Source organism: Cryobacterium levicorallinum, from assembly GCF_004402405.1.
GTDB classification, from domain to species: Bacteria; Actinomycetota; Actinomycetes; order Actinomycetales; family Microbacteriaceae; genus Cryobacterium; species Cryobacterium levicorallinum.
This window is the reverse complement of the sequence record NZ_SOFE01000014.1, coordinates 240,678-262,450: the sequence shown is the minus strand read 5'-3', so window position 1 is coordinate 262,450 and position 21,773 is coordinate 240,678. Positions and strand designations below refer to the sequence as shown.

Genomic DNA, 21,773 nt, shown 5'->3' with positions numbered 1-21,773 from the left:
CCGCAATCTCCGGCCGTTGCGCCGGTTTGCCGCCGGTGGACTTGGACTGAGGTCGCCAATCGGTGGAGATCCTCGCAGCGACGTTGATGAGTTTGGGGCGGACGGTCGCGGTGACAGCTTTTCCGAGGGCGGGACTGGCGAGAGTACCGGCGGCGCGGGTGAGGTTGAACGCGATGCAGGCCAGCACGAGTCAGGCGGCGTTGGCGGTGAATACGCTGGACGGGAAGTGCGCCATCGCCGACGCTTTCATATCGGCGTCCAAATTTTCGATGATTGCATGGTGGCGGTGGGTTTTGTCGGCGTCGACGGTTGTTGAGGCCGCGAACACCGGAGTAGCCGAAGGTGAACGCCCGCAGAAAGGATCCCAACGTCGACGGTGCGTAAGTTCCCTTGACCAGTTTCCGGAGAGCACCGTGTCGGAGCATGGCCATATCGTCCATGGAATCCGCCCCGGTGAGTGTGAGAAAGTTGCATCTACGAGATGTCTCCCTGAGCGTAAAATAATTTGTCTTACTAACAACTATTTTCGCTGGTCAGAGTGGCATTCTCGGTTTAACGCGCCGTGAAAAATCTCAGGTCGACCAGTGGATTCAGGCTACGCCGTTCGCTCTGGAGGCGGATGGCCGAAGAGAGGCAGGGTTCCCCAGGCCTCTCCCTCAAGTGAGGGATGCTTTCGCGCTCAATAGCCTTGTCGGTACGGTCGGAACCGACGGTGAGGAGCCACTCCGCACTGGCCCGGGGGAGAACGGGCTCAACTCCACCAGAGCCTGCTCGGCCGAGGCAGACACGATTTCCCAAATTGGAACGGATTAGTCGCCATCGCGTAGAGCATAGGGACTCGGGGTGGCGCGGCTACGCCCATGGCGGCAAGCTCATCGATGTGGCGTTGAACGGCAGCCTGATCACGTTCGGCAGAGTCTACGACGGTGCCCGTGGAATTGTGTAATTGGGCAGAGCTACGCTCAGCAGAGTTGGCGAGGTCGGAATTTCATAGATTACTTTCTTTGCTCTTCAGGGGAGTACCGGGCGACGGTCGCCGAGCACCGGGAATTCACTACGGACGGACTTCACGATGTCGTCGGATACGTCTACGCTGAAGACCCCCTCACGGTCTCGTGCTTCCAGGAGGATGTTTCCCCAGGGATCGATGACCGAGGAATGGCCGCCGAGGACCACCCCCTGCTGCTCGCCGACTGCGTTGCAGGCGATCATCAGTATTTGGCTTTCGACGGCGCGTGTCGCTGTGAAGAGGCGCCAGTGCGAGAGTCTGGTCAGAGGCCAAGCGGCGGGGGTCACCACAATTTCTGCTCCCGAGTCTACGAGCGATCGCCACAGATCCGGGAATCGGAGATCGTAGCAAGTAGTAGCCGCGATCCGACCCAACCTTGATGGGCTCGTTGTGACTGTGGTTCCGGGCGACAATAGTTCAGCTTCACGGGATTCGTAGCCGAAGACGTGGATTTTCCGGTACGAGTGAATTACGCCGCCTTCAGGGCTGAGCAGGACTGCAGTGTTGTGGTAGCCGCCGTTGGAGCCCCGTTCAATGAAGCTTCCCGCATGGACGTAGCATCCGAGTTGGAGAGCCCACGCGGCGGCGTCAGTGACTGTGCGGCCCTCGAACGGCTCGGACTCTTCAGAGTATCGATCGAAGTTGAAGTACCCCGCAGCCCATAGTTCAGGCAGAACCACCAAATCTGCGTCGGTTCCGAGCACCATTTTTGATACTCTGTCACGGCGCTCGTTGCTTGTTTCGTTGTCGGGGCTGGCTACTTGGATGAGGCTAATACGCATTGTCAGTGCCCTTCTAGGTTCTGCGAAGCAGGGTTCCTAAGCGGTCGATTTCCCCTTCCCCATCTTCCGATCTCGAGGCCTTGTACGAAATTACGCGGGAATCCCCCGTCTCACGGGCTCAAATTCCGGCGCCACAAACGAGGACGTCGCTTTGGGATCCGTGGACTTCGTGAGATGGGTCCTAGGCCTGTCCGGCGCACGAGTATACCTTCCTCGGTGTCGCCGAACGCAGCACCTCGCTGCGTGACCATCACGTCGACCGAGCCGAGGACGTACTCCAGAACGCTGGAACACTTCCCTCACTCAGCCTGTGGAAAATGGCACAGAGAATCACCCGTTCACGCTGCCCGGAGAGCCTGGATCCACACGGCTAACGAGCCACTCTGGCCGAGACTGCCGCCCATCTGGAACATCTCGTCTCTCTGCAGCGCGCAACCTGGCTTGCGACGGCCGACAGCGATGTGCTCGCGATCGCCCGACAATAGTGAAACCGCGCCCATTACATCCCACCCGGTGTCAGGGGATGAGTATGGCGCGCCCGCGCACGCGCCCGGCCCCGAGGTCGTCGACAGCTTGCTGAAAGTCGTCGAGAGCGTAGGACGTCGTGTGCAGTGTGACTTGGCCTCGTGCAGCAAGCACCATTAGCTCGGTGAGGTCAGTGTAGCTACCCACGAGGTTGCCGATGAAGTTGATCTCGCTCGAAATGATGTCGATCGTGGGCACGTCGATGTTCTCGCCGTAGCCCACGACGTAGTAGTCGCCGGCTTGGCGCAGCATGCGAATGCCCTCCGCTGTCGATCCGCCCTCGCCGACGAAGTCCATCACGGCCTCAGCCCCGGCGCCACCGGTCAGTTCAAGAACGCGATCGACGTGTGATCCGTCGGCAATCACCCCGTGGTCGGCACCAAGCGACATCGCGAGTTCGAGCGCGGCCGGGTTACGGTCGACGACGATCAGCTCCGACGCCGTAAGCGCCTTCAGCACCTGGATGCCGATGTGCCCGAGCCCGCCCGCCCCAATGATGACGCACCGATCGGCGGGGCGCAGGTGCCGGGCGGCCTTGGCCGCTGCGTGATAGGCGGTGAGGCCCGCGTCGGCGAGCGCTGCAACATCCGCCGGTTCGAGTGAATCAGCGATAGGCACGAGGCTACGAGCCGAGGTCTTCAGGTACTCGGCGTAGCCGCCGTGGGTGTCGATCCCTGGAAAAGCGCTCGCGGTGCAATGTACGTCGTCACCGGATCGGCACGCACGACAAAACCCGCAGGTGATGAGCGGATGCACGATCACTTTGTCGCCGACAGCCACATTCGTCACCGCACTGCCGATCTCGTCGACCCATCCCGCGTTCTCGTGGCCGATCGTGTACGGGAGGGTGATTCCTGACTTCTGCTCCCATTGTCCCTCGAGGATGTGCAAGTCCGTGCGGCACACCCCTGCGCCTCCGATCCTCACGATCACGTCGAACGGACCGGTGATCTGAGGTTTTGGAACCTCGGTCATTACAAGGTTTTGGTGGTAGTCGACGACCTGAACGGCTCTCATGGTGCTCATGCAATTTTCCTTTTGTGCGTGCGGATGACTGAAGACAAGGGAAAGAAATTCTCTTCTGCCCTGGGTAGTTGATCGACCTCGGAGCCCGGATACCGCGTTGCGAGCAAACCCCGGCAGAAATGAGCGTTGCCGTCGATCGAGATACGAGTCGAGCGAGCCCGGCGAAGGGCGAGAGCAACGGATACTGCAGGGTAAGGTGATCCGCTGTCGTCAACCAGCACCGATGCGGAATCGACGGTGCTCAGGCCGATCGTCGCCCGCCGCCTCAGCAAGGCAGCCTTCGCCGAGTCGTCGGGCAAATCGCCCAACACCACGTTTGCGACCGCCGTCTCTGCGAGTTCAGGCCGAGCGCGCAGGAACGCGGTGAGCGAGCGTTCCATCGCCGCGGTGTGGGCCTTGCGCTGAAACGTGGCCCGCAATTCATCGAGATCACTCTCTGCCTCGTGCAGGAACGTTCCCTTGTAGCCGGCGTTCGCTGCCAGTCCACTGTTGATGATGTCGGAGTCATGGTGGTCGTCGAGCTCGACTGTCACCACCCCGACATTGCGGAGTGCTGTGAGCACGTCCTTGGCGTCCGACGCCATCAAATACGCGAAGTTCGGTGCGCAGAATGACGTGGGCAGACGCAGGTGAACCTCAACGCTCGCACCCGTCAGCGTCACCGAGCGCACGAATCCGAGGTCGGTGATGGGCTCGTCGAGCTCAGGGTCGATGACCGAATCCAAAGCCCGCAGCACGTCGCCCTCCGTGAGCGGCTCTGGTGCTCCTGCCTCCCAGTGCAGAGTGGCCGCCACTGCGGCTGGCATCGTCGTGGTACCCATCACACTGCAGCCAGATCGGCCCGTTCGGGCTGACGCGGCCCCGTCGCCGTCTCTTCTGCACTCGGCAACTGCAGTTCGACCGGCACCGGAATGTCGTACATCTTCGCCGCGTTAAGCCCGAGGATCTTTCGCTTCTGCTCGATCGTGATGGGAGCGTACTCCGTCATGTCCTCCGGGATCTGAAAGTCCACGAAGGCTTCGATAAGCCAGCGCGGGGTCCACAGCGCGTAGTCGGAGGAGAACTGGATGCGGTCTTCGCCAATCCAATAGATCAACTCCCCCATGATCTGGGCGAAGTAGCGCGGGCGCGTGTGGATGAAGGGCATCGCTACTGCAAGCCCCCCGTGCACATTAGGCTCCTGCGTGGCTATCCAGCAGAAATCTTCGAGGCGGGGCAGGCCCACGTGCTCGACGATGAAATTGAGGTCGGTGAAGTCGGTCGCTGCGTGGTCGACATCGGCCACGTCGAAGGCATCTCGATCGAGTGGGCGGATTGTCGGCCCCTTGTGCACATGGATGTTGCGGATGCCGAGCTCGCGGCACAACTCGAAGTAACGGTAGGTCCAGGGGTCGTTGAGCTTGTAGCCCCGGGAGTCACCGTGCCACTCGGCGGTATAAAGTTTCACACCCTTCAAGTTGAAACGCTCGGCGTCGGCGCGCAGCTGGTCCAGGCCGGCCTCGCCGTTGCGTGGGTCGAAATTGTGATTGTAGGTGAGCCGCCCAGGGTTCGCCTGGGTGAGCGCGAACGCTTCTTCGGTCTGCCCGAAGCCGGTCTTGTAGAACTCGCCGAGGTGGGCAGGCTGGAAAATGGCGTGGTCGACGTAGCCGTCGGTGAAAATGTCCTTGATGAAACGCTCGCCGCCCTGATAGAGGTACTCCTCATATGGCCACTTCTCCGAAGCTGGGGACAGGTTGGCGTGGTAATCGTAGAAGCAGTCGATGAACTGCTTGCCGTGGATGTTGCGCTGATTCTCGGGGCGCGCGTCCCAGAGCGCCACATGGGCGTCGACAATAAAGTAGCTCTCGCCATCCTTCTGATACATACCTGCTCCTTTGCTGCATGCGGGAATCGTGATTACCTACGTCACGCTAACGGACGCCTACCGGAGCGGAGCGATGGCGCCGTCTCATTCTGAGATCGGTCTGGGCACCTCGGTGGCGGGAAGACCTAAACTGATGTTGACCGACTACCGCAAAGGTGCTGATGGACGCTCACGATCTTCCTTCTCGTGTACACGTGCATAACGCACCGATGGCGGCGATCTCCCCCCGCCTTCTCGCTTCGTGGCGGCGCAGTGAAGACTACGGCGTCTCCCTTGACGACGTCCAGCCCATGTTCTCGGGCACGTACGACGACGAATCGCTGTTCGTCGAGTGTGGGCGTGAGGTCCTGACAGAACTGCACGACACCCTCTCGTCCGAACCGGTCGGACTCATGCTCACCGATGCGGAGGGACTCGTGCTCAACCGACTCAGCGGAGACCGCCAGCTGCTGCTCGCGCTCGACGATGTGCACTTAGCACCAGGATTCTCGTACTCCGAGCGGCAGGCGGGCACTAATGGCCTCGGCCTCGCCCTCGCCGATCGAGTACCCACCCTCGTGCGCGCGGAAGACCATTACACGCTGAGCCTGCGCCTGTACAGCTGTGCCGCTGCCCCGGTTTTCGACCCGGTGAGCGGTCGGCTCGAGGGGGCGGTGAACCTGACGACCTGGTCGGAGAAAGGCTCTGACCTGCTGCTCGCGCTGGCGCAGACGGCTGCCACGTCGACCGCGAACCTCATGCTCGCTCGATCGCAGGGCCACCACCCGCGGCGGGTATCGCGCGGCCAGGTCTTTCGCATCGAGGGTCTACGGGAGCAGTCGGGGAACGCTCCACTGCGCGATCTGTCGGACGCCTGGAACAATGCCGTCACCCGCACCGTCGAAGCCCTCACCGCGGGCCGTATGGTTGCAGCGGTGGGCGAGCGAGGTTCGGGACGAGCTACGCTGTTGGCCCAAGCCGTTCGGCAGGTGTACCCTCACGACCGGCTGTTTGCCGTACGCGCCCCAGCGCCGCGCGACACGGATTCGTGGTTCTCGGTCTGGACACCCGAGCTCAGCCGTCCCAACACCGGGTTCGTGCTGTGCGACGTTGATGATCTCTCCTCTCCCGCCGCCGAGCACCTGCGCGCGATGCTGGTCGGCGAGCGCACCTCCGACGCGGCTGCCTGCCCAGTGTCCGCAGAGCATTTCGATGCCATTCCGCTGCCACTTCGCACCCTTGTCGAAACGGTGGTGCAGGTGCCTCCGCTGCGTGAGCGGGCGGCCGACATCCTCCCCCTCGCCAACCATCTAGCCTGGCGGGCACGCCGCCGCGAGGTCGATTTCACCACCGCCGCTTCACGCGCGCTCACCGACTATGCCTGGCCGGGAAACGTCGAGGAACTCGCTCAGGCCGTCAGAGAGGCCGCGAGCCGCACCGATTTAGTCGACGTGCGCCACCTTCCGCCACAGATACTGTCCCGCGGCCAGCACCTTTCGCGCATCAAGGCGTTTGAGCGCGACGAGATCGTGCGCGTGCTCAGTAGACCCGGTGCCACCTCAGAAGGTGCGGCGGCCGAGCTGGGAATGAGTCGCGCCACCGTGTACCGAAAACTGGCGCAATACGGAATTCAACTCCCCCGCCACGACTGAACAACATCCCTCAAGACGAGGCAACGTAGGCCTCAAACGCGCGCTGTTTCTCGCCGTATTCGCCGCGCTCAACGCACCAGTCTCACACAATGGCTGCACCCGAAAGATCGCCCAAGGCAAACATCACAGCCAAGCCTTCATTCCGGAGCCCGCCGCCGCTGCGACGTCCTCTCCACCATGATCCGAGACGACACAATCGTATAAATCGGGTCCACACTCCCGACTGGACGAAACCGCGGGGCTGCAACAACGCGCAGTGCCCGTCTCAAGTTGAGATAGTCGCCATCACTCGGAACTCCATCGGCCTAATACTCTCGTCACACCGGGGTTCAGAAAAAAGGCTCCGGGACCGCCATTTGGCCTGCATCGACAACGACGTCAAGGAGCCCCACATGTCCGCAATAAGTCCCATCCGCACAGTCATCAGCCCGGGGCGCTACGTCCAAGGGCCGGGAGCCATTTCCCGTCTGGGCGAGTTCCTCGCACCCATCGGAGACACACCCCTGATCGTCGCCGATGATGCCGTCTGGGGTTTCGTGGGGCACGATGTAACCTCATCCTTGAAGACGGTTGGGCTGCCTGTTACCCGAGAAACGTTCCGTGGAATCCCGTCTGCAAGAGAGATCAATCGCCTCGTTGCCGTGATCAAGAGCACGAATGCGAACGTCGTCGTCGCCGTCGGCGGCGGAAGTACGATCGACGCGGTCAAAGCATCCGGATTTCTCGCAGGTATCCGGTGGGTGACCGTACCAACGGTCGCTTCCACGGATGCGCCGACTTCCGCCTTGGCCGTGGTTTACACCGAAGAAGGTGCATTCGAGGAGTACCGCTTCTTTCCTCGCAACCCGGACCTCGTCCTTGTCGATTCGCAGATTATTGCCAACGCCCCGGCGGCCTTTCTCGCAGCGGGAGTTGGCGACGCTTTGGCCACCTGGCTTGAGGCACGGGCAACGGCAGCTTCAAACTCGCTGACGATGGCCGGGGGTCTTCCTACCCTCACCGGCACCGCCCTGGCCCGACTTAGCTGGGATGTCCTTTGGGATAACGCGCTGCCAGCTCTCGACGCTGTACGCGATCACCTCGTAACCCCGGCAGTCGAGAAAGTCATCGAGGCGAATACTCTGCTTTCGGGCATGGGGTTCGAGTCCGGTGGTCTAGCCGCAGCCCACGCCATCCACAACGGGCTGACGGCGGTACCGCAAACACATGGACTGGCTCATGGGCAGAAGGTCAACATCGGTTCACTCACGCAGCTGGTACTTGAGGGGGCACCAACCGGCGACATCCGGGATTTCATCGAGTTCACCACTCGAGTGGGCCTCCCCACAACTCTCACCGAAGTCGGGCTGACGGTGGAAAGCTCCCAGGAACTCGCATTGGTCGCCAGTGCGGCTACCGAGAAAGGCGAGACCATTCACGCGATGCCTTTCGACGTGCGGCCGGCCGATGTTGTTTCGGCCCTTAAGTCGATAGAGCGTTTCTCTCGCCGGGTCCGCGAGGAAGCCAGCCTCCCGGTTCCGACGCCATACGTGGCTGCTCACTGACGTGTTCTTGGGCTTCTCCAGTCCAACCGGGCTGAGGCCGCCGACGACCTGATTGTTTAGCGGTTTCGATTTGCTGAAATCATATGCGGACGGATCAGAGACCTCGCTTGGAATCAACTTCGTATCAGCTGGCGGGCACCTCGCCGATCCCAGCCGAGGTGCCCAGCATCGCCTCCACGATCGCCGCTCAGATCTCGTTCACCTCGGGTGCGGTGAGCGGATCGGAGATGATCGGCGCGCGTCGACTTTGCCTAGGGAAGTCCAGCCAGCAGGTCCCGTGGCTAACGTGCCGGATTAGACGACAACCCGCGACAGAGGTATGAGATTGGAAAGGCCCGCTGCTTCGCCACCGTCAGCCAGGTACTCCGCTCCGGTACAGAACGAAGATTCATCACTCGCGAGAAAGAGAACGAGATTGGAGACTTCTTCAGGCTCTCCTAGCCTATGCATGGCCGTGTTGCTGGGGTTAGGGCTCAGTCCCACAGTCATCGGTGTCCTGACAGCACCGGGGTGCACCGAGTTCACTCGGATACCATCGGCCGCGAGGTCGAGGGCCACCGACTTGGTCAGCCCGCGCAGAGCGAACTTCGAAGCGTTATAGACGCCCAAACCCTCAAACCCGACGAATCCGGCGATTGAGGAGATATTGATGATGGATGCGTGCTCGGATTGCTTCAGTGCGGGCAGGGCCGCCTGGATCCCCCGAAAAGCACCGGTGAGGTTGATTGCGATCGTCCGGTCCCACAGCTCCATTGTCGTGTCTTCCAGGCTCACGAATTCCGCGATTCCGGCGTTGTTCACCAGGATGTCCAGTCCCCCGAAGCTCTCAACCGCGACCGCAACGGCCCGGTCCCAGTCCTCAGAGTCGGTGACATCCAAATGAACGTATCTGGCATTAACTCCGAGCTCATCGGCGAGCGCTTCACCCTGGGCATCTCCGATGTCACCGAGCACGACACGGGCTCCTTCCCGAATCATGGTGCGCGCGTGCGCGGCGCCCATTCCCTGTGCGGCCCCACTGATCAGTGCAACTTTTCCAGCTAAACGTGCCATGGTTCTGCTCCTTCAACATTCGTGTTTTTCGAATTTGTCTGGCTTGAGCGCACCCGCGTGCGGCCGTCAGACGGTGTGGCGCGACAAGATGGCGTTGTTAGCTAGGCCGGCGATTTCCCCGCCGTCAGCAAGGTATTCAGCGCCCGTGCAGAACGAAGCCTCATCGCTGGCAAGAAAGAGCACGAGATAGGAGACCTCTCGTGGCTCGCCCATACGGCGCATGGCAACATGGCTGGGGCTCTCACTGAGTCCCTCCGACAGCGGGGTCTTGATGACGCCAGGATGTACCGAGTTCACGCGGATACCGTGCTTCGCCAGGTCCAGGGCCATGGATTTCGTCAGTCCACGGACTCCGAATTTGGAGGCGTTGTAGACGCTGAGCCCTTCGTAGCCGACAAAGCCTGCCGTGGATGACAGGTTGATGATGGACGCACGTCCTGATTTCTTCAGTTCGGACAGGGCTGCCATGACTCCGCGGAACGGGCCAGTGAGGTTCACCGCGAGGGTTCGATCCCACAAGGCCATGGAGGTCTCCGCGATGGGCGCGAACTCTGCGATGCCCGCGTTGTTCACGAGGATGTCGAGGCCGCCGAATCGCTGGACGGCCGTGTCGACCGCGTGGATCCAGTCGTCCGGTTTCGTCACGTCCAGATGAACGTAGACAACGTTGTCTCCCAGCTCGGCAGAAAGGGCCTGCCCCTCAGCGTCAAGGATGTCGCCGATGACAATGCGTGCGCCTTCCTCGCTGAAGAGGCGTGCATGCTCTGCGCCCATGCCGCGAGCTGCCCCGGTAATGAGTGCGACTTTGCCTTGTAGACGATTCATTTCACTACTTCCTATCGTTGAGGGCTGATGCACGGAGGGCCCTCGCTGATTCGGAGAAGCAATCATTTCTGACTGATCGACTCCGAGCGAAGGCCCCGTGGCTATGTTTCGTTACAACTTGTCGTTCGCCAGTTCATCGGCAAACGATGCCCCGCGCGTTACGGTGCCAGTCCCTGCATGGGCCCGGAAAGGTCAATCCATCCGCCACCGTCAACGGGAGTGCCGTCGATCTTCATGTAGGTCACCTGCCGGCTGAAGGACCGTGCGTACTGGCCGTCGAAGGCATCCCAAGTCTTGGAGAAGTCGATGACAGGGGTCATGCCGCCGTTGTCCACAACGGTTGTCGAAGCGGCGGCGAGGAAGCTCTCCGGCGTGATGTCCCCCGTGATCGACTCGGCGATCTGTGTGAAGGCGCTGTATCCAGACCAAGCTGACAAGGCTCCCAGGGAGCTGTAGTCGAACGTGTCCGGAGCGTCGTTGGCCGTGAGCGCTCCACGGAAGTCGTCCCAGACGGCGTCGTTCAAAGGCATGTAAGCGCCGGTTACAACGCTGTTCTTGACGCCGGCAAGCTCTTCATATCCCTTGGTCGAAACGGCGTTCAGGTTTCCCTGTGCTCCGTACAGAGTCTGCGTTCCGCCGGACTGAGCGAACGGCGCCATCATGCCCGAGATATTGTTCTCTCCGAGGAACATACTGATGCAGTCAGTGCCGTCAGTGGCCTGGGCGACAACGGAACTGTAGTCGGTGGCGGTGAGGGGAACGCGAATGAATTTGAGTTCCTTCTCGTAGCCGTACGCCTTGGCGATATTGCTGAAAATGATGTTCGTGTCGTCGGTGACGCCCGGGATGTCCAGCTCAAGAACCGCGATGTCCTCGCACCCGTCCTGAACCGCACGAGCAACACCGGCGGGGTTCAGCACCGGGTTGTTGCCCATCTGAAATGTATTCGGACTCGTGTACTCAGCGGCGGCAAGGTTGCAGCACGCGCCTAGGATGGCCATGCTCGCGGCGTCATAGATGGGAACGTTGACGTATGCGTTGTAGCTGAAGGAACCCACATCGGCGATGGCACCCGCGGCGATGGCGTCGCGAGCACAAGCGGCCGTGAGCGTAGGGTCGCCCTTGTCATCGCACACGGTGACTTCGAGCGGGTGTCCGGCGATACCACCCTGGTCGTTGATCCATTTTTCGTATGCCTTTGCGGCCACGAAGATGTTCTCGTAGGTCGGGCCGTTCCAGTCGGCGGCAGCTACCGTCACTGTCTTGATGGGGGTGCCGACCGCTGCGCCAGCCACGGACGCGCTGCCATCGATGGCGGAACCGGAGCTACAAGCGGACAGCATGAGGGCGGCAACGGCGACAGCCGCTACGACCCCCAGCTTCTGGGTGGATTTACGGAAATTGATCAATTGAGCTCCTCCTTGAGCTGAAATGTGGTGCGGGCCGAACCGCGAGGTTTGAGTCACGTCGCTCATTTCCCGATGGGGGTGAGGATGCTGTGGGATAAGCGACAACCATCCAGTTGCTCAAGCAAACGATTGGTTGATTTATTTTCTACCACCCCCTCTAACAGGTGTCAAGAGAATTCTTTTCCGGTGATCTCGGGCCAGGCGAACCGGCAGACTCAGCACTTAATCAAACAAACGATTGACGGATAGTGCATGTCTGGGTCAAGCTGTCTCTCACGCCATCACTTCAGGAGGATCCGTGCATGACACAGTATCTGCGCCCAACACCTTTGCTGTGCCCCGCGACGGCGAACTAACCCAGATCGCTCCCGGGATCTTCTGGGGGCGCCTTCCCCTTCACTACGCCCCTCACCACGTCAACATCTACGTTCTTGACGACGGTAACGCTTGGCTCGTTGTCGACACCGGAGTCGACAGCACGGCCAGCCGAGAAAGTTGGCTTTCCCTCATCTCCGGACCGCTGGCGTCCAAGCCGATCACTCGTATTCTTGTCACGCACTGGCACAACGATCACCTCGGAATGGCCGGCTGGCTCGCTCGCCGTACGGGAGCAACCCTGCTGATCAGTGACGAGGAGCACCAGCGCGGAGCGAGTCAAGCGGATCAGACACGTCACGCTCGCGATGCCCGGGAGCGGCGTTACCTGCTGGCCCATGGCGCCGCCGTCCCAGTGCTTGACCGATGGCTTGCTGAAGGCTTTCAGAACATGTCGATGATCTCCCCCCTTCCCGAAACCTACATTCCGATCGGACCTCGTGATCCGGTGAGAGTGGGGAAACGGACGTTTCAAATCCTCCCGCTATCCGGGCACTCCCCTCTTGCATCTGGCCTGCACTGCTCCGAAGACCACATATTCATCTGTGGAGACCAACTGTCGGACCGGCTCGTGCCTCCCGTCGCCGTCATGTCCGACCAGCCCGACGCAAATCCCTACGCTGGGTTCATTGCATCCATGGACCTTATCCGACGGACCATCCCCGAAGACACGCTCATCCTCCCCGGACACGAGGAGCCATTCAGGGGCGTTGCCGCCGCACTCGCCAGACAGGCGACCAAACACACCGAGGTCTGCAACCGATTACTGAAGGCGGCCCACGAACCTCAGTCCGCCGGGGAACTGGTTTCCCAGCTGAGCCGTTCCGACCCCGGTTCGACTTGGTTCGGATTCGTTGTGTCGCGCGTCGTTGCCTACGCCCATCTCCTGCTGGCCTGGGGACACTTGAGTCGGGTTGTCACCGACGGAAGAATATATTTCACAACCACTCTCACCGAGGAAATCGAGATCTCTCAATTCCTCCCTACTACCGAAACGGAGACCACCCCATGACCCACTGGTCCGGATCATTTCTCGATACCGAACTCGACATCACGCTGAAAGGACGAGTTCGCGTCTTCGACCTTGCGGTACGTCTGGAAAACGGTATGGCTCGACACCCCCACCACCCGCCCTACTCTTTCGCCATGGCCAAAACGCATGGCGGGCACGGATACCGTGACGGCGTCTCTGCCGCGATGGAGATGATCGCCATGGGCGCTCACGTCGGCACGCACATTGACGCCCTCGGTCATGTGTCGAAAGACGGCATGACCTTTGGGTGTCGCGACGTGCTCATGGGCGCCGAAGGGCTGGGCGGCCTCGACGCCGGCAGCATCGAGGAGATGCCACCAATCATTGGTCCGGGCTACCTTGTCAACGGCCCTGAGCTCTTTGGTCGCGACCTCACCCCGGCCGACAGCTTCGGCCCCAGGGAACTGGAGCAGTGGTTCACCGGTCGCACTCTCCCCATCCCCGGATCAATCGTGCTCATCCGCACGGGTTGGATGAAGTACTGGGCGGATTCCGAACGCTACATCGGGCTTTCAACGGGACTGCCCGGAGTAACCCTCGAGGGCGCTCAATGGCTCAGTGCGAAAGGCATTCTCGCAACGGGATCCGACACCATGAATTACGAGCACAAGCCTTCTTCCGCCATCATCAACCTGCCCGTGCACGTTCACAACCTGGTTGAAATGGGAATTCCCATCATGGAATCCATGGACCTCGAAGAACTGGGCAAGGCTGGCGTCTCTGAATTCACATTTATCGCAACACCACTGCGCATCGGCGGAGGGACCGGCTCCCCCATTCGGCCTCTCGCGATTGTTCCGCAATAACCACAACCGTCAGGGCCGAATAATTTCCCAGGTTTCTTCCGCAGCACTAGTCACGGGAGGAAATCCGGGTGTAATATTCAAACAATCGTTTGGCTGAATTAAAAGGAGTACAAATGCCCACCACAGAAGAGCGCAATGCGAGGGAAGTGTTCACCAGCGCCGCCCGCGTGTGGCTCCAAGAGAACGTCCCCGCGCGTTGGAGGGAACACAGAGGCAGCTTGAGCGAGAAGGAAACGGACGAGATCCGACACGAGTGGGACCGTCAGCTTCACCGCGGCGGGTTTGCCGGACTCTCCCTGCCGAAGGAATTCGGTGGCCAGGGGCTCTCCATGGTTGAAGAGGTGATCTTCCACGATCTCGCCGCCCAGGCTCAGGCCCCCGACGGGCTGGCCCGCATCGGCCGCATCCTGACGGCACCCAGCCTGATCGGCCACGGAACGGATGAGCAACTTGCGCGCTTCCTGCCGAAGATCCTCAACGGGGATGAGATCTGGTGCCAGGGATTCTCCGAGCCCAATGCCGGATCAGACCTCGCCGGCGTATCTTGCCGCGCAGTCAAAGTCGACGGCGGATATCTCATCTCGGGCCGGAAGACCTGGACCAGCTTCGCCAAGATGGCCCATCGTTGCCTCCTTCTGGCCCAGACGGATCCGAGCGCGCCCCGCCACAAGAATCTCACCATGTTCCTGCTGGACATGAAGCAGCCCGGCGTGAACATCAGCCCGATCAAACAAGCCTCCGGACTGACACACTTTGCCGAGGTCCAGTTCGATGACGTCTTTGTCGCCGACGCCGACCGGGTATCCACGGAAGGCTCAGGGTGGAAAGTCGCCATGACGACCCTGATGAATGAACGCGGAGGCGTCGAAGCGACAAGCCGCTATGTCGAGATTCGCTCCGACATGGATCTCCTACTCGCGACGCTCGGTGACCGGCCAGACCTGCGAAAGCAACTCGACGAGTTGGACATTCGGGTCGAACTGGTCCACTGGCAGGTCTCCAAAGCGGTTGACCTTGAGCTCGACTCACCGGATTTCTTCCGGGCGACATCCATTTTGAAGCTGCTGTGGAGCGAGCTGTGGCAAGAAACCTCCATTCTCGGACTCGAGAACATGACCCCCGAAACATCGGATCACTGGCGTCTGCAGTATCTCGAAACCCGCGCCTCCTCGATCTATTCGGGAAGCAATGAAATCCAACGAAACATTATCAGCGAACGAGTATTGGGGTTGCCGCGATGACACTTCTCACCACGCGTCCGGGCGAGATCGGTCTGCTTGCCGCCGGAGCGATCCGTTCAGCCCTCGTCAAGGCCACGGACCAGGCGAACATCTCCTCCTATATCGAAGGGCAGTCCCCTCTCGCCTGGAGCGACATTTCTGATGCCGGCTGGGACCTTGTCGGCGTCACCGAGGACGACGAGTCCGCGACCCTTCGCGACCTTGTGGAAATCGCCAAGGCCTGGGGAGAAATCACCGTTCAGCTCCCTCTGCTGACCACGATCATGGCGAAGCGCCACTCCGCCAGCGCAGCCGAGCACGATGGTCCCGTCACCTTCAGCATTCCCACACGCGCTCTCTCCGCGGGCACCGGGATGGTGCCTTTTGGTCAGATCGCAGACATGCACGTGGTCTCTGATTTCATCTCCGAGACGAGCTCCCTCGTTGCCGTGCAGAGCCTCGCCAGTGACATTTTCGCTCCCAGTCTGCGAGCCGCCCACTCATCGCACATCACAACGTTCACTGCGGAGGCCGCCCGTGAAATATCTGTCGTGTGGGCTGCGGAGGGCAGCGGTATCGCCAAACGCGCCGTGGCCGATGCCGTGACGTACGCCAAGCAGCGCATGCAGTTCGGTAAGCCGATCGGCTCGTTCCAGGCTGTCAAACATCACTTATCGAATGCCCACATGGACGCCGAACAGGCGGAAACCGCCGTCGTCTGGGGCAGCCTGGATCCCGCCAACGCGCATCGCAGTGCTGTCTACTCGCTCGACCTCAGCATCCGCGCTGTTGAGCTGGCGATTCAAGTTCACGGAGGCATCGGATTCACCTGGGAGATGGGTCTTCACTTTTACTTGCGCCACCTCATCACCCTGCGAGAAATGGTCACGGCGCTCGGTGAACATGCCTGAAGCCGTCATCGTCGCCACAGCTCGATCGCCGATTGGTCGCGCCTTCAAGGGATCACTGACCGAGATCCGCGGTGATGACCTCACCGCGCAGATCACGATCGCCGCCCTGGCCCAGATCCCCGAGCTGGACCCTGCCACCATCGAGGATTTCCTCCTCGGCTGCGGCCTCCCGGGAGGGGAACAGGGCGCCAACCTCGGCCGAATTGTTCCGCTTTTGATGGGCTACGACGACATCCCCGGGACGACGGTCAATAGGTTCTGCGCGTCCAGCCTGCAAACGACGCGTATGGCCATGCACGCCATCAGAGCGGGTGAAGCCAATGTGCTCATCTCCGCCGGCGTCGAGATGGTCTCCCGCATCCGCGACGGAAACCCAGATGACCCTCAGTACGGCAACAGTGCCTTCACCTCCGGAACACCGCAGCCCGGAGATTGGGTTGACCCCAGGATCACCGGGGACATGCCCAATGCATTTGTCGATATGGGAACGACAGCCGAGAACATCGCGGGCATTCGAGGCGTTTCGCGTCGGGAAATGGACGAGTACGCCTTTCGGAGCCAGGCGCTGACAGAGCAGGCGCGTCTATCTGGCTTCTGGGACCTCGACATCACACCCATCACGCTTCCGAACGGCACCGTCGTCAGCCGCGACGACGGACCGCGTCCCGGCACGACGATGGAGAAACTAGCCGGGTTGGAACCCGTCTTCCGCGAGGGTGGATCTGTCACGGCTGGTAATTGCTGCGGTCTGAACGACGGGGCGGCGGCCCTCGTCATCATGAGTGCTCAGCGGGCAAAAGAACTGAACCTGACGCCCCTCGCGCGGATAGTCTCAACGGCCGTCTCCGCGCTTTCCCCCGAGATCATGGGCCTCGGCCCCGTCGAGGCGAGTAAGAAAGCGTTAGCCCTCGCTGGGCTCAGCGCCCAGGACCTGGATCTCGTAGAGATCAACGAAGCCTTCGCCGCGCAGGTCATCCCTTCCTACCGAGAGCTGGGCATCCCGCTCGAAAAGGTGAACGTTAACGGTGGGGCCATCGCCATCGGTCATCCCTACGGGATGACCGGCGCGCGGATCACGACCACGCTCATCCACTCATTGCAGTGGCATGACAAGCAATTCGGTCTGGAGACGATGTGCGTTGCGGGTGGCCAGGGCATGGCCATGGTTATCGAGCGGCTGTCCTGACAACTTTTCAAAAGCGTGAGAATAAAACAAACGATTGATTGATTTTTCGACATACGTGGTGTTCAATGGAGAACAAGCTTCTTGTCCCTGAACAACGAGCATCTCATCATCATCCGTCCTCCAAACAGCAGGAAGAGTGCCCCGTGAAGATCATTGTGCTCGTGAAGCAGGTTCCCGATACCTGGGGCGAACGATCCCTCGATTCAGCGACCGGGGCGCTTGATCGTTCCGCACCCGACAACATCATCGACGAGATCAGTGATCGGTCCCTGGAGGTTGCCCTCCGACACAAAGACGAGACCGGCGCAGAAATCATCGTTCTCACCATGGGCCCCGCCTCCGCCGCAGTCGCGCTGCGCCACTGCCTTGCGATGGGCGCGGATTCGGCGGTTCACGTTTTGGACGACGCCCTCGCCGGTGCCGATGTCACATGGACGTCAAGCGTGCTTGCTGCTGCCATTACCCACGCGGGCTTCGACATGGTGATTGCAGGAAACGAGTCAACCGATGGCCGCGGGGGCGTAATCCCTGCCATGGTTGCAGAGCATTTATCGGTGCCTCACCTGACATCGCTATCCGAGGTCCACATAGCCGCCGATGTCGTCAACGGCTCACGCGAAACCGATTACGGGACCCTCACCGTGACAGCACGGCTTCCTGCCATCGTCTCGGTGACGGAACAATCCCCTGACGCTCGCTTTCCCAGTTTCAAGGGCCTCCTGAAGGCGAAGAAGAAGCCCCTGGCAACCCTCTCCCTCTCCGACCTGAGCATCAACCCGGAAACCTCATTCAGGTCAACCGGCCGATCGACGATAACGACCGTCACGCGTCGCCCCGCACGCACCGCTGGAATCAAGATTGTCGACTCGGGAAATGCCGGCGTCGAACTGGCAGAGTTTCTTGCCGCCGGGCGCTTCGTCTAACCCCGCCAAACCTCGATCAAACATAAGGAATGACACCGTGTCAACTGCACTGACCTTGATTGAAGTGTCTCCGTCGGGAGAGATTCGCGGAAGCGCGAAGATGCTGCTTGCCGCCGCGACGCGACTCGGAACTCCCGTCGCCGTCCTCAGCACCACGCCGGGCGACCACAGCGAACACGTGAAACAGCTTGGCGATCTCGGAGCTCACCATGTCTTCATCGCGGAGTCGACCCAGACCGATTCCCTGTTGGCGACTCCTGCAGTGGAGTCCCTCGCGGCAGCGTTCTCCCACTTCGATACCTCAGCCGCTGTGCTCGTGACGAACTCCGTCGAAGGCCGTGAGATTGCGGGAAGACTCGCGGTCAGAATCGGTGGAGGCCTCACAATCGATGCCATAGACATCGCGCTCGTCAACGACAGAGTGGTTGCCCGCAACTCCGTTTTCGGAGGAGCCTTCGACGTCGAGTCGTCCATCCACGGCGGGCCGGCTGTCATAACGCTCCGACAGGGCTCGATCGACGAGGAGGTCACGGCCCACACTCCCGACCTGACCACCATCACCCTGTCCCTCACAGGCGTTGCCGCCGCCACGATCACATCCCGAACGGAAGCACCCACCGATTCGGGCCGGCCCGACCTTCGTGGGGCCGCAACTGTGGTTTCCGGCGGACGCGGTGTCGGTTCGAAGGAAGACTTTCTCCTCGTTGAGCAACTCGCCGACGCTCTCGGTGCAGCCGTGGGGGCCTCACGCGCCGCGGTGGATGCCGGGTACGTCACGCATTCTCTGCAGGTAGGCCAGACCGGAACCATCGTGTCACCCCAGCTCTACATCGCCCTGGGTATCTCCGGCGCAATTCAGCATCTGGCCGGAATGCAAACGGCCAAGGTCATCGTGGCCGTGAACAAAGATCCCGACGCCCCTATCTTCGACTTCACCGACTTCGGCATCGTGGGTGATATCTTCACGGTCATTCCGCAGACCATTGAAGCCCTGCATCGGCTCCGGCATTGAGCTCCTCCCTGAAGGTGCGGGAGCCGGTACGCCGCCGATGGGTCAAGGCCGCCGGGTTAGCGCTGCTAAGTGTCCTTCTTCTCCTCGCCGCAGTTCTCGGCGCCCAGGCCGTGCGCGACGTACCCGAGGTGCGTTCTTTCATGCAGACTTACCCCGGGCATTCCTCCTTACCCGCCAACGCTCCGGTGGGCCTGCCCGTCTGGTTGGGGTGGCAACATTTCTTCAATGCCTTCTTTATCCTGCTGATCATTCGATCGGGATGGCAGGTACGCACCGAGCGTCGCCCCGCGGCCTATTGGACCAGACGCAATTCCGGTATCTTCCGCACGAAATCGGCACCGCTAAGAGTCAGCATCATGCTGTGGCTACACCTCAGCCTGGACTTCCTCTGGATTCTCAACGGTATTGTCTTCATTGTTTTGCTCGTCGTCACCGGCCAATGGATGAGAGTTGTCCCCCTGGGTTGGGACGTCTTTCCGAACGCTGTTTCCGTGGGCATTCAGTATTTATCGCTGAATTGGCCCACTGACAACGGTTGGGTCAATTACAACAGTCTTCAGCTTCTGAGCTACTCGGCGACAATCTTCGTCGCCGCGCCCCTGGCGATCGCAACCGGGCTCCGGATGTCTTCAGCCTGGCCACAGCGTGCCCGAAGAATCAACGCCGCGTTCCCCCTGGCGATGGCCAGAGCAGTTCATTTTCCCGTCATGCTCTGGTTCGCCGGGTTCACGATCCTTCACGTGACACTCGTACTCGCAACAGGTGCGCTGCGCAACCTCAATCACATGTATGCCTCCCAGGACAACACAACATGGTTGGGGTTCTGGATTTTCGCAGGATCACTGGTGGTCATGATTGCGGCTTGGTTCGCAGCGACACCGCTCGTGCTGCGCTCCGTTGCCGCACTGACCGGAACAGTTTCTCGCTAGCGGCAATTTTCCGGGCTTGCCTGGGCGAAGTGACCGATCACGGCGAGCCGGTCGCGGAATGCGTCCGGAGTGCGACGGGTTGGGAACGACAGAGGGACAGGCCGGCCACCACCTCATGAAGGCCGCCGGACCCTGCACAGTTCACGATGCGGCTACCATCCTCGGGCGAACCGCAAGAACGCAGAATCCCACCATCGAAGGGAAGAAACCCAAAGATGCCAGTCAGTTAGCGTCGGCGGTGACGTGGGAGATGCTGTTGAGGCAATTCAGGCCGGCCTCGAAGGCAGCCGTCCCTTGCGTCGGGCTTCCGCCTCAGAAGCGGAGTTGCTGTAGCCAAACCTCTGGAGAACTGAAGGTTCTCGTCGCGGCGAGTTCGAGTCCCATTGTGGTCATCAGACACGCTCCAGGATCAAGGCCGAGCCCTGGCCGACGCCCACACACATCGTGGCGAGGCCATGCCGGGCGTTTTCACGTTCCATGCGTCCGAGGAGAGTAACGACGAGTCGCGCCCCACTCGATCCGAGCGGATGCCCGAGGGCTATCGCGCCGCCGTCGCGGTTCACGATCTCCTCGTCAAGGTCGAGGCGCCGGATGCACGCCAGCGATTGGGTGGCGAAGGCCTCGTTCAGCTCGATCGCGCCCAGGTCCTCCACCCGCAGTCCCGTTCGAGCGAGCACCTTCTGGGTAGCCGCAACCGGACCCAGCCCCATGATCTCCGGCGCGAGACCCACGCTGGCACCGAACACGATGCGGGCGCGAGGAATGAGGCCATAACGCTTCACCGCCTCGCCGCTCGCCACCACGACCGCCGAAGCCCCGTCATTGAGCGAACTGGCATTCCCGGCCGTCACGACAGAACCGCCACTGACGATTGGGCGCAGCCCGGCGAGCCCCTCCAGGCTCGTATCCCGGCGCGGGCCCTCATCCACGAGCACCTCGCCGGCCTTCGTCGGCACGCCGACGATCTCGTCCACGAAATGACCGGCATCAATCGCCGCCGCCGCCCGCTGCTGACTGCGAAGGGCGAAGGCATCCGCCTCATCACGGGTGATGCCGTCGATGCGAGCGACCTCCTCCGCCGTTTCCGACATCGAAAACGTGGCCTTATCCCGCGCCGCCAACTTCGGGTTGATGAAACGCCACCCGATGGACGTATCGAACTGCGCACCGGGCTTCGCCCACGCCCGGTCCGGCTTACCCTGAACCCAGGGCGCCCGCGTCATCGATTCCACACCGCCGGCCACCATCACGTCGGCATCGCCGGCGCGAATGGCCTGCGCCGCCATCGTGATCGCCGACAAACCCGACGCACACAGGCGATTGACCGTGATCCCCGGCACGTGATCGGGCAGACCGGCCAGGAGAGCCGCCATCCGCGCCACATTACGGTTGTCCTCCCCGGCCTGCGTGGCAGCGCCGAAAATGATGTCGTCAATCAGGGCCGGATCGATCCCGGCACGACGCACCGCCTCCGCCACCACGATCGCCGCGAGGTCATCCGGACGCACCCCCGCCAGCACCCCACCATAACGACCGACGGGCGTTCGTGCTCCTCCAACGAGGTAGGCCTCTGCCATGTCCTCTCCTGACGACGATGTAATTATGGCGTCTGTGCCGAGGCACTCTGTTTGACTCGGCTGAGAATATCAGCGTGTGTCAGCAAGCTGACGGGATGGTTCTCGGTCCGCAGCCCAACGGCCGGGCCGGTCG

The 21,773-nt window shown here is 61.3% G+C and carries 19 protein-coding genes and 3 pseudogenes; 11 read left to right on the top strand and 11 right to left on the bottom strand.

Annotated features, from left to right (window positions below; genetic code table 11):
* Positions 1-52: 52 nt before the first annotated feature.
* From E3O11_RS18125 to E3O11_RS08525, 7 genes and pseudogenes are all read right to left on the bottom strand, one after another.
* A pseudogene (locus tag E3O11_RS18125) lies at positions 53-310 on the bottom strand (IS1380 family transposase); the annotation flags it as partial.
* A 242-nt stretch (positions 311-552) separates the two neighbouring features.
* Positions 553-798, bottom strand: a complete 246-nt coding sequence (locus E3O11_RS18705; RefSeq protein WP_166787532.1) for a DUF2848 family protein — start codon at positions 796-798, stop codon at positions 553-555.
* Positions 752-901: pseudogene (locus tag E3O11_RS18700) on the bottom strand (DUF2848 family protein); the annotation flags it as partial. The gene E3O11_RS18705 and the pseudogene E3O11_RS18700, both read right to left, overlap by 47 nt.
* A gap of 110 nt (positions 902-1,011) precedes the next feature.
* Positions 1,012-1,791: a carbon-nitrogen family hydrolase gene (locus tag E3O11_RS08540; RefSeq protein ID WP_092448065.1), complete on the bottom strand. Its 780-nt coding sequence runs from the start codon at positions 1,789-1,791 to the stop codon at positions 1,012-1,014.
* 516 nt (positions 1,792-2,307) lie between these two features.
* Positions 2,308-3,342 carry an NAD(P)-dependent alcohol dehydrogenase gene (locus tag E3O11_RS08535; RefSeq protein WP_198415576.1) on the bottom strand — a complete coding sequence of 345 codons (1,035 nt, stop codon included), beginning with the start codon at positions 3,340-3,342 and terminating at the stop codon, positions 2,308-2,310.
* Positions 3,339-4,163: an iron-sulfur cluster assembly protein gene (locus E3O11_RS08530; protein WP_241994677.1), complete on the bottom strand. Its 825-nt coding sequence runs from the start codon at positions 4,161-4,163 to the stop codon at positions 3,339-3,341. Before E3O11_RS08530 ends, E3O11_RS08535 begins: the two co-directional genes overlap by 4 nt.
* Positions 4,163-5,206 carry an amidohydrolase family protein gene (locus E3O11_RS08525; RefSeq protein ID WP_092448064.1) on the bottom strand — a complete coding sequence of 348 codons (1,044 nt, stop codon included), beginning with the start codon at positions 5,204-5,206 and terminating at the stop codon, positions 4,163-4,165. Before E3O11_RS08525 ends, E3O11_RS08530 begins: the two co-directional genes overlap by 1 nt.
* Before the next feature lie 194 nt (positions 5,207-5,400).
* On the opposite strand from E3O11_RS08525, the gene E3O11_RS08520 reads away from it, so the two are divergent.
* The 3 genes and pseudogenes from E3O11_RS08520 (at position 5,401) to E3O11_RS08515 (ending at position 8,381) form a co-directional block, all read left to right on the top strand.
* Complete coding sequence (locus tag E3O11_RS08520) at positions 5,401-6,837, top strand: AAA-type ATPase lid domain-containing protein (RefSeq protein ID WP_233195405.1); 1,437 nt, start codon at positions 5,401-5,403, stop codon at positions 6,835-6,837.
* 1 nt (position 6,838) lies between these two features.
* A pseudogene (locus tag E3O11_RS18120) lies at positions 6,839-7,041 on the top strand (IS110 family transposase); the annotation flags it as partial.
* A 152-nt stretch (positions 7,042-7,193) separates the two neighbouring features.
* Positions 7,194-8,381, top strand: coding sequence for a glycerol dehydrogenase (locus E3O11_RS08515; protein ID WP_427846433.1), 1,188 nt, complete (start codon positions 7,194-7,196; stop codon positions 8,379-8,381).
* Positions 8,382-8,675: 294 nt separating this feature from the next.
* On the opposite strand, the gene E3O11_RS08510 is transcribed toward E3O11_RS08515, so the two are convergent.
* From E3O11_RS08510 to E3O11_RS08500, 3 genes are all read right to left on the bottom strand, one after another.
* Entirely contained in the window at positions 8,676-9,434 is a 759-nt protein-coding gene (locus E3O11_RS08510; protein ID WP_092448062.1) for an SDR family oxidoreductase, read from the bottom strand.
* 66 nt (positions 9,435-9,500) lie between these two features.
* The gene (locus tag E3O11_RS08505) at positions 9,501-10,259 is read right to left on the bottom strand and encodes a glucose 1-dehydrogenase (RefSeq protein WP_092448061.1); all 759 of its coding nucleotides are present in this window, start codon (positions 10,257-10,259) and stop codon (positions 9,501-9,503) included.
* Between the two features lie 158 nt (positions 10,260-10,417).
* Positions 10,418-11,668, bottom strand: a complete 1,251-nt coding sequence (locus E3O11_RS08500; protein WP_166787531.1) for an ABC transporter substrate-binding protein — start codon at positions 11,666-11,668, stop codon at positions 10,418-10,420.
* Positions 11,669-11,966: 298 nt separating this feature from the next.
* Here E3O11_RS08500 and E3O11_RS08495 point away from each other — a divergent pair, with 298 nt between their 5' ends.
* The 8 genes from E3O11_RS08495 (at position 11,967) to E3O11_RS08460 (ending at position 20,063) form a co-directional block, all read left to right on the top strand.
* A complete protein-coding gene (locus tag E3O11_RS08495; RefSeq protein ID WP_158251671.1) occupies positions 11,967-13,055 on the top strand; it encodes an MBL fold metallo-hydrolase in 1,089 nt (362 codons plus the stop codon).
* Positions 13,052-13,882, top strand: a complete 831-nt coding sequence (locus E3O11_RS08490) for a cyclase family protein (RefSeq protein ID WP_092448058.1) — start codon at positions 13,052-13,054, stop codon at positions 13,880-13,882. Before E3O11_RS08495 ends, E3O11_RS08490 begins: the two co-directional genes overlap by 4 nt.
* 89 nt (positions 13,883-13,971) lie before the next feature.
* On the top strand, positions 13,972-15,123 hold the full coding sequence (locus E3O11_RS08485) for an acyl-CoA dehydrogenase family protein (protein WP_198415575.1): 1,152 nt from the start codon (positions 13,972-13,974) through the stop codon (positions 15,121-15,123).
* A complete protein-coding gene (locus tag E3O11_RS08480) occupies positions 15,120-16,013 on the top strand; it encodes an acyl-CoA dehydrogenase family protein (protein ID WP_092448056.1) in 894 nt (297 codons plus the stop codon). The genes E3O11_RS08485 and E3O11_RS08480 overlap by 4 nt, the downstream gene beginning before the upstream one ends.
* Positions 16,006-17,199 carry an acetyl-CoA C-acetyltransferase gene (locus E3O11_RS08475; protein WP_092448055.1) on the top strand — a complete coding sequence of 398 codons (1,194 nt, stop codon included), beginning with the start codon at positions 16,006-16,008 and terminating at the stop codon, positions 17,197-17,199. The genes E3O11_RS08480 and E3O11_RS08475 overlap by 8 nt, the downstream gene beginning before the upstream one ends.
* A gap of 143 nt (positions 17,200-17,342) precedes the next feature.
* A complete protein-coding gene (locus tag E3O11_RS08470) occupies positions 17,343-18,122 on the top strand; it encodes an electron transfer flavoprotein subunit beta/FixA family protein (RefSeq protein WP_092448054.1) in 780 nt (259 codons plus the stop codon).
* Between the two features lie 37 nt (positions 18,123-18,159).
* Positions 18,160-19,134, top strand: a complete 975-nt coding sequence (locus E3O11_RS08465) for an electron transfer flavoprotein subunit alpha/FixB family protein (RefSeq protein ID WP_241994675.1) — start codon at positions 18,160-18,162, stop codon at positions 19,132-19,134.
* A complete protein-coding gene (locus E3O11_RS08460) occupies positions 19,131-20,063 on the top strand; it encodes a cytochrome b/b6 domain-containing protein (protein ID WP_092448052.1) in 933 nt (310 codons plus the stop codon). The genes E3O11_RS08465 and E3O11_RS08460 overlap by 4 nt, the downstream gene beginning before the upstream one ends.
* Before the next feature lie 392 nt (positions 20,064-20,455).
* Here the strand turns inward: E3O11_RS08460 and E3O11_RS08455 are convergent, their stop codons facing one another.
* On the bottom strand, positions 20,456-21,640 hold the full coding sequence (locus E3O11_RS08455; RefSeq protein ID WP_092448051.1) for a thiolase family protein: 1,185 nt from the start codon (positions 21,638-21,640) through the stop codon (positions 20,456-20,458).
* Positions 21,641-21,773: the final 133 nt, after the last annotated feature.

What these genes read in the sequence shown, in the direction of transcription:
- E3O11_RS08540 (WP_092448065.1), bottom strand. Translation starts at nt 1,791, where the DNA reads ATGCGTATTAGCCTCATCCAAGTAGCCAGCCCCGACAACGAAACAAGC.
- E3O11_RS08535 (WP_198415576.1), bottom strand. Translation starts at nt 3,342, where the DNA reads ATGAGCACCATGAGAGCCGTTCAGGTCGTCGACTACCACCAAAACCTT.
- E3O11_RS08530 (WP_241994677.1), bottom strand. Translation starts at nt 4,163, where the DNA reads ATGGGTACCACGACGATGCCAGCCGCAGTGGCGGCCACTCTGCACTGG.
- E3O11_RS08525 (WP_092448064.1), bottom strand. Translation starts at nt 5,206, where the DNA reads ATGTATCAGAAGGATGGCGAGAGCTACTTTATTGTCGACGCCCATGTG.
- E3O11_RS08510 (WP_092448062.1), bottom strand. Translation starts at nt 9,434, where the DNA reads ATGGCACGTTTAGCTGGAAAAGTTGCACTGATCAGTGGGGCCGCACAG.
- E3O11_RS08505 (WP_092448061.1), bottom strand. Translation starts at nt 10,259, where the DNA reads ATGAATCGTCTACAAGGCAAAGTCGCACTCATTACCGGGGCAGCTCGC.
- E3O11_RS08490 (WP_092448058.1), top strand. Translation starts at nt 13,052, where the DNA reads ATGACCCACTGGTCCGGATCATTTCTCGATACCGAACTCGACATCACG.
- E3O11_RS08480 (WP_092448056.1), top strand. Translation starts at nt 15,120, where the DNA reads ATGACACTTCTCACCACGCGTCCGGGCGAGATCGGTCTGCTTGCCGCC.
- E3O11_RS08475 (WP_092448055.1), top strand. Translation starts at nt 16,006, where the DNA reads ATGCCTGAAGCCGTCATCGTCGCCACAGCTCGATCGCCGATTGGTCGC.
- E3O11_RS08455 (WP_092448051.1), bottom strand. Translation starts at nt 21,640, where the DNA reads ATGGCAGAGGCCTACCTCGTTGGAGGAGCACGAACGCCCGTCGGTCGT.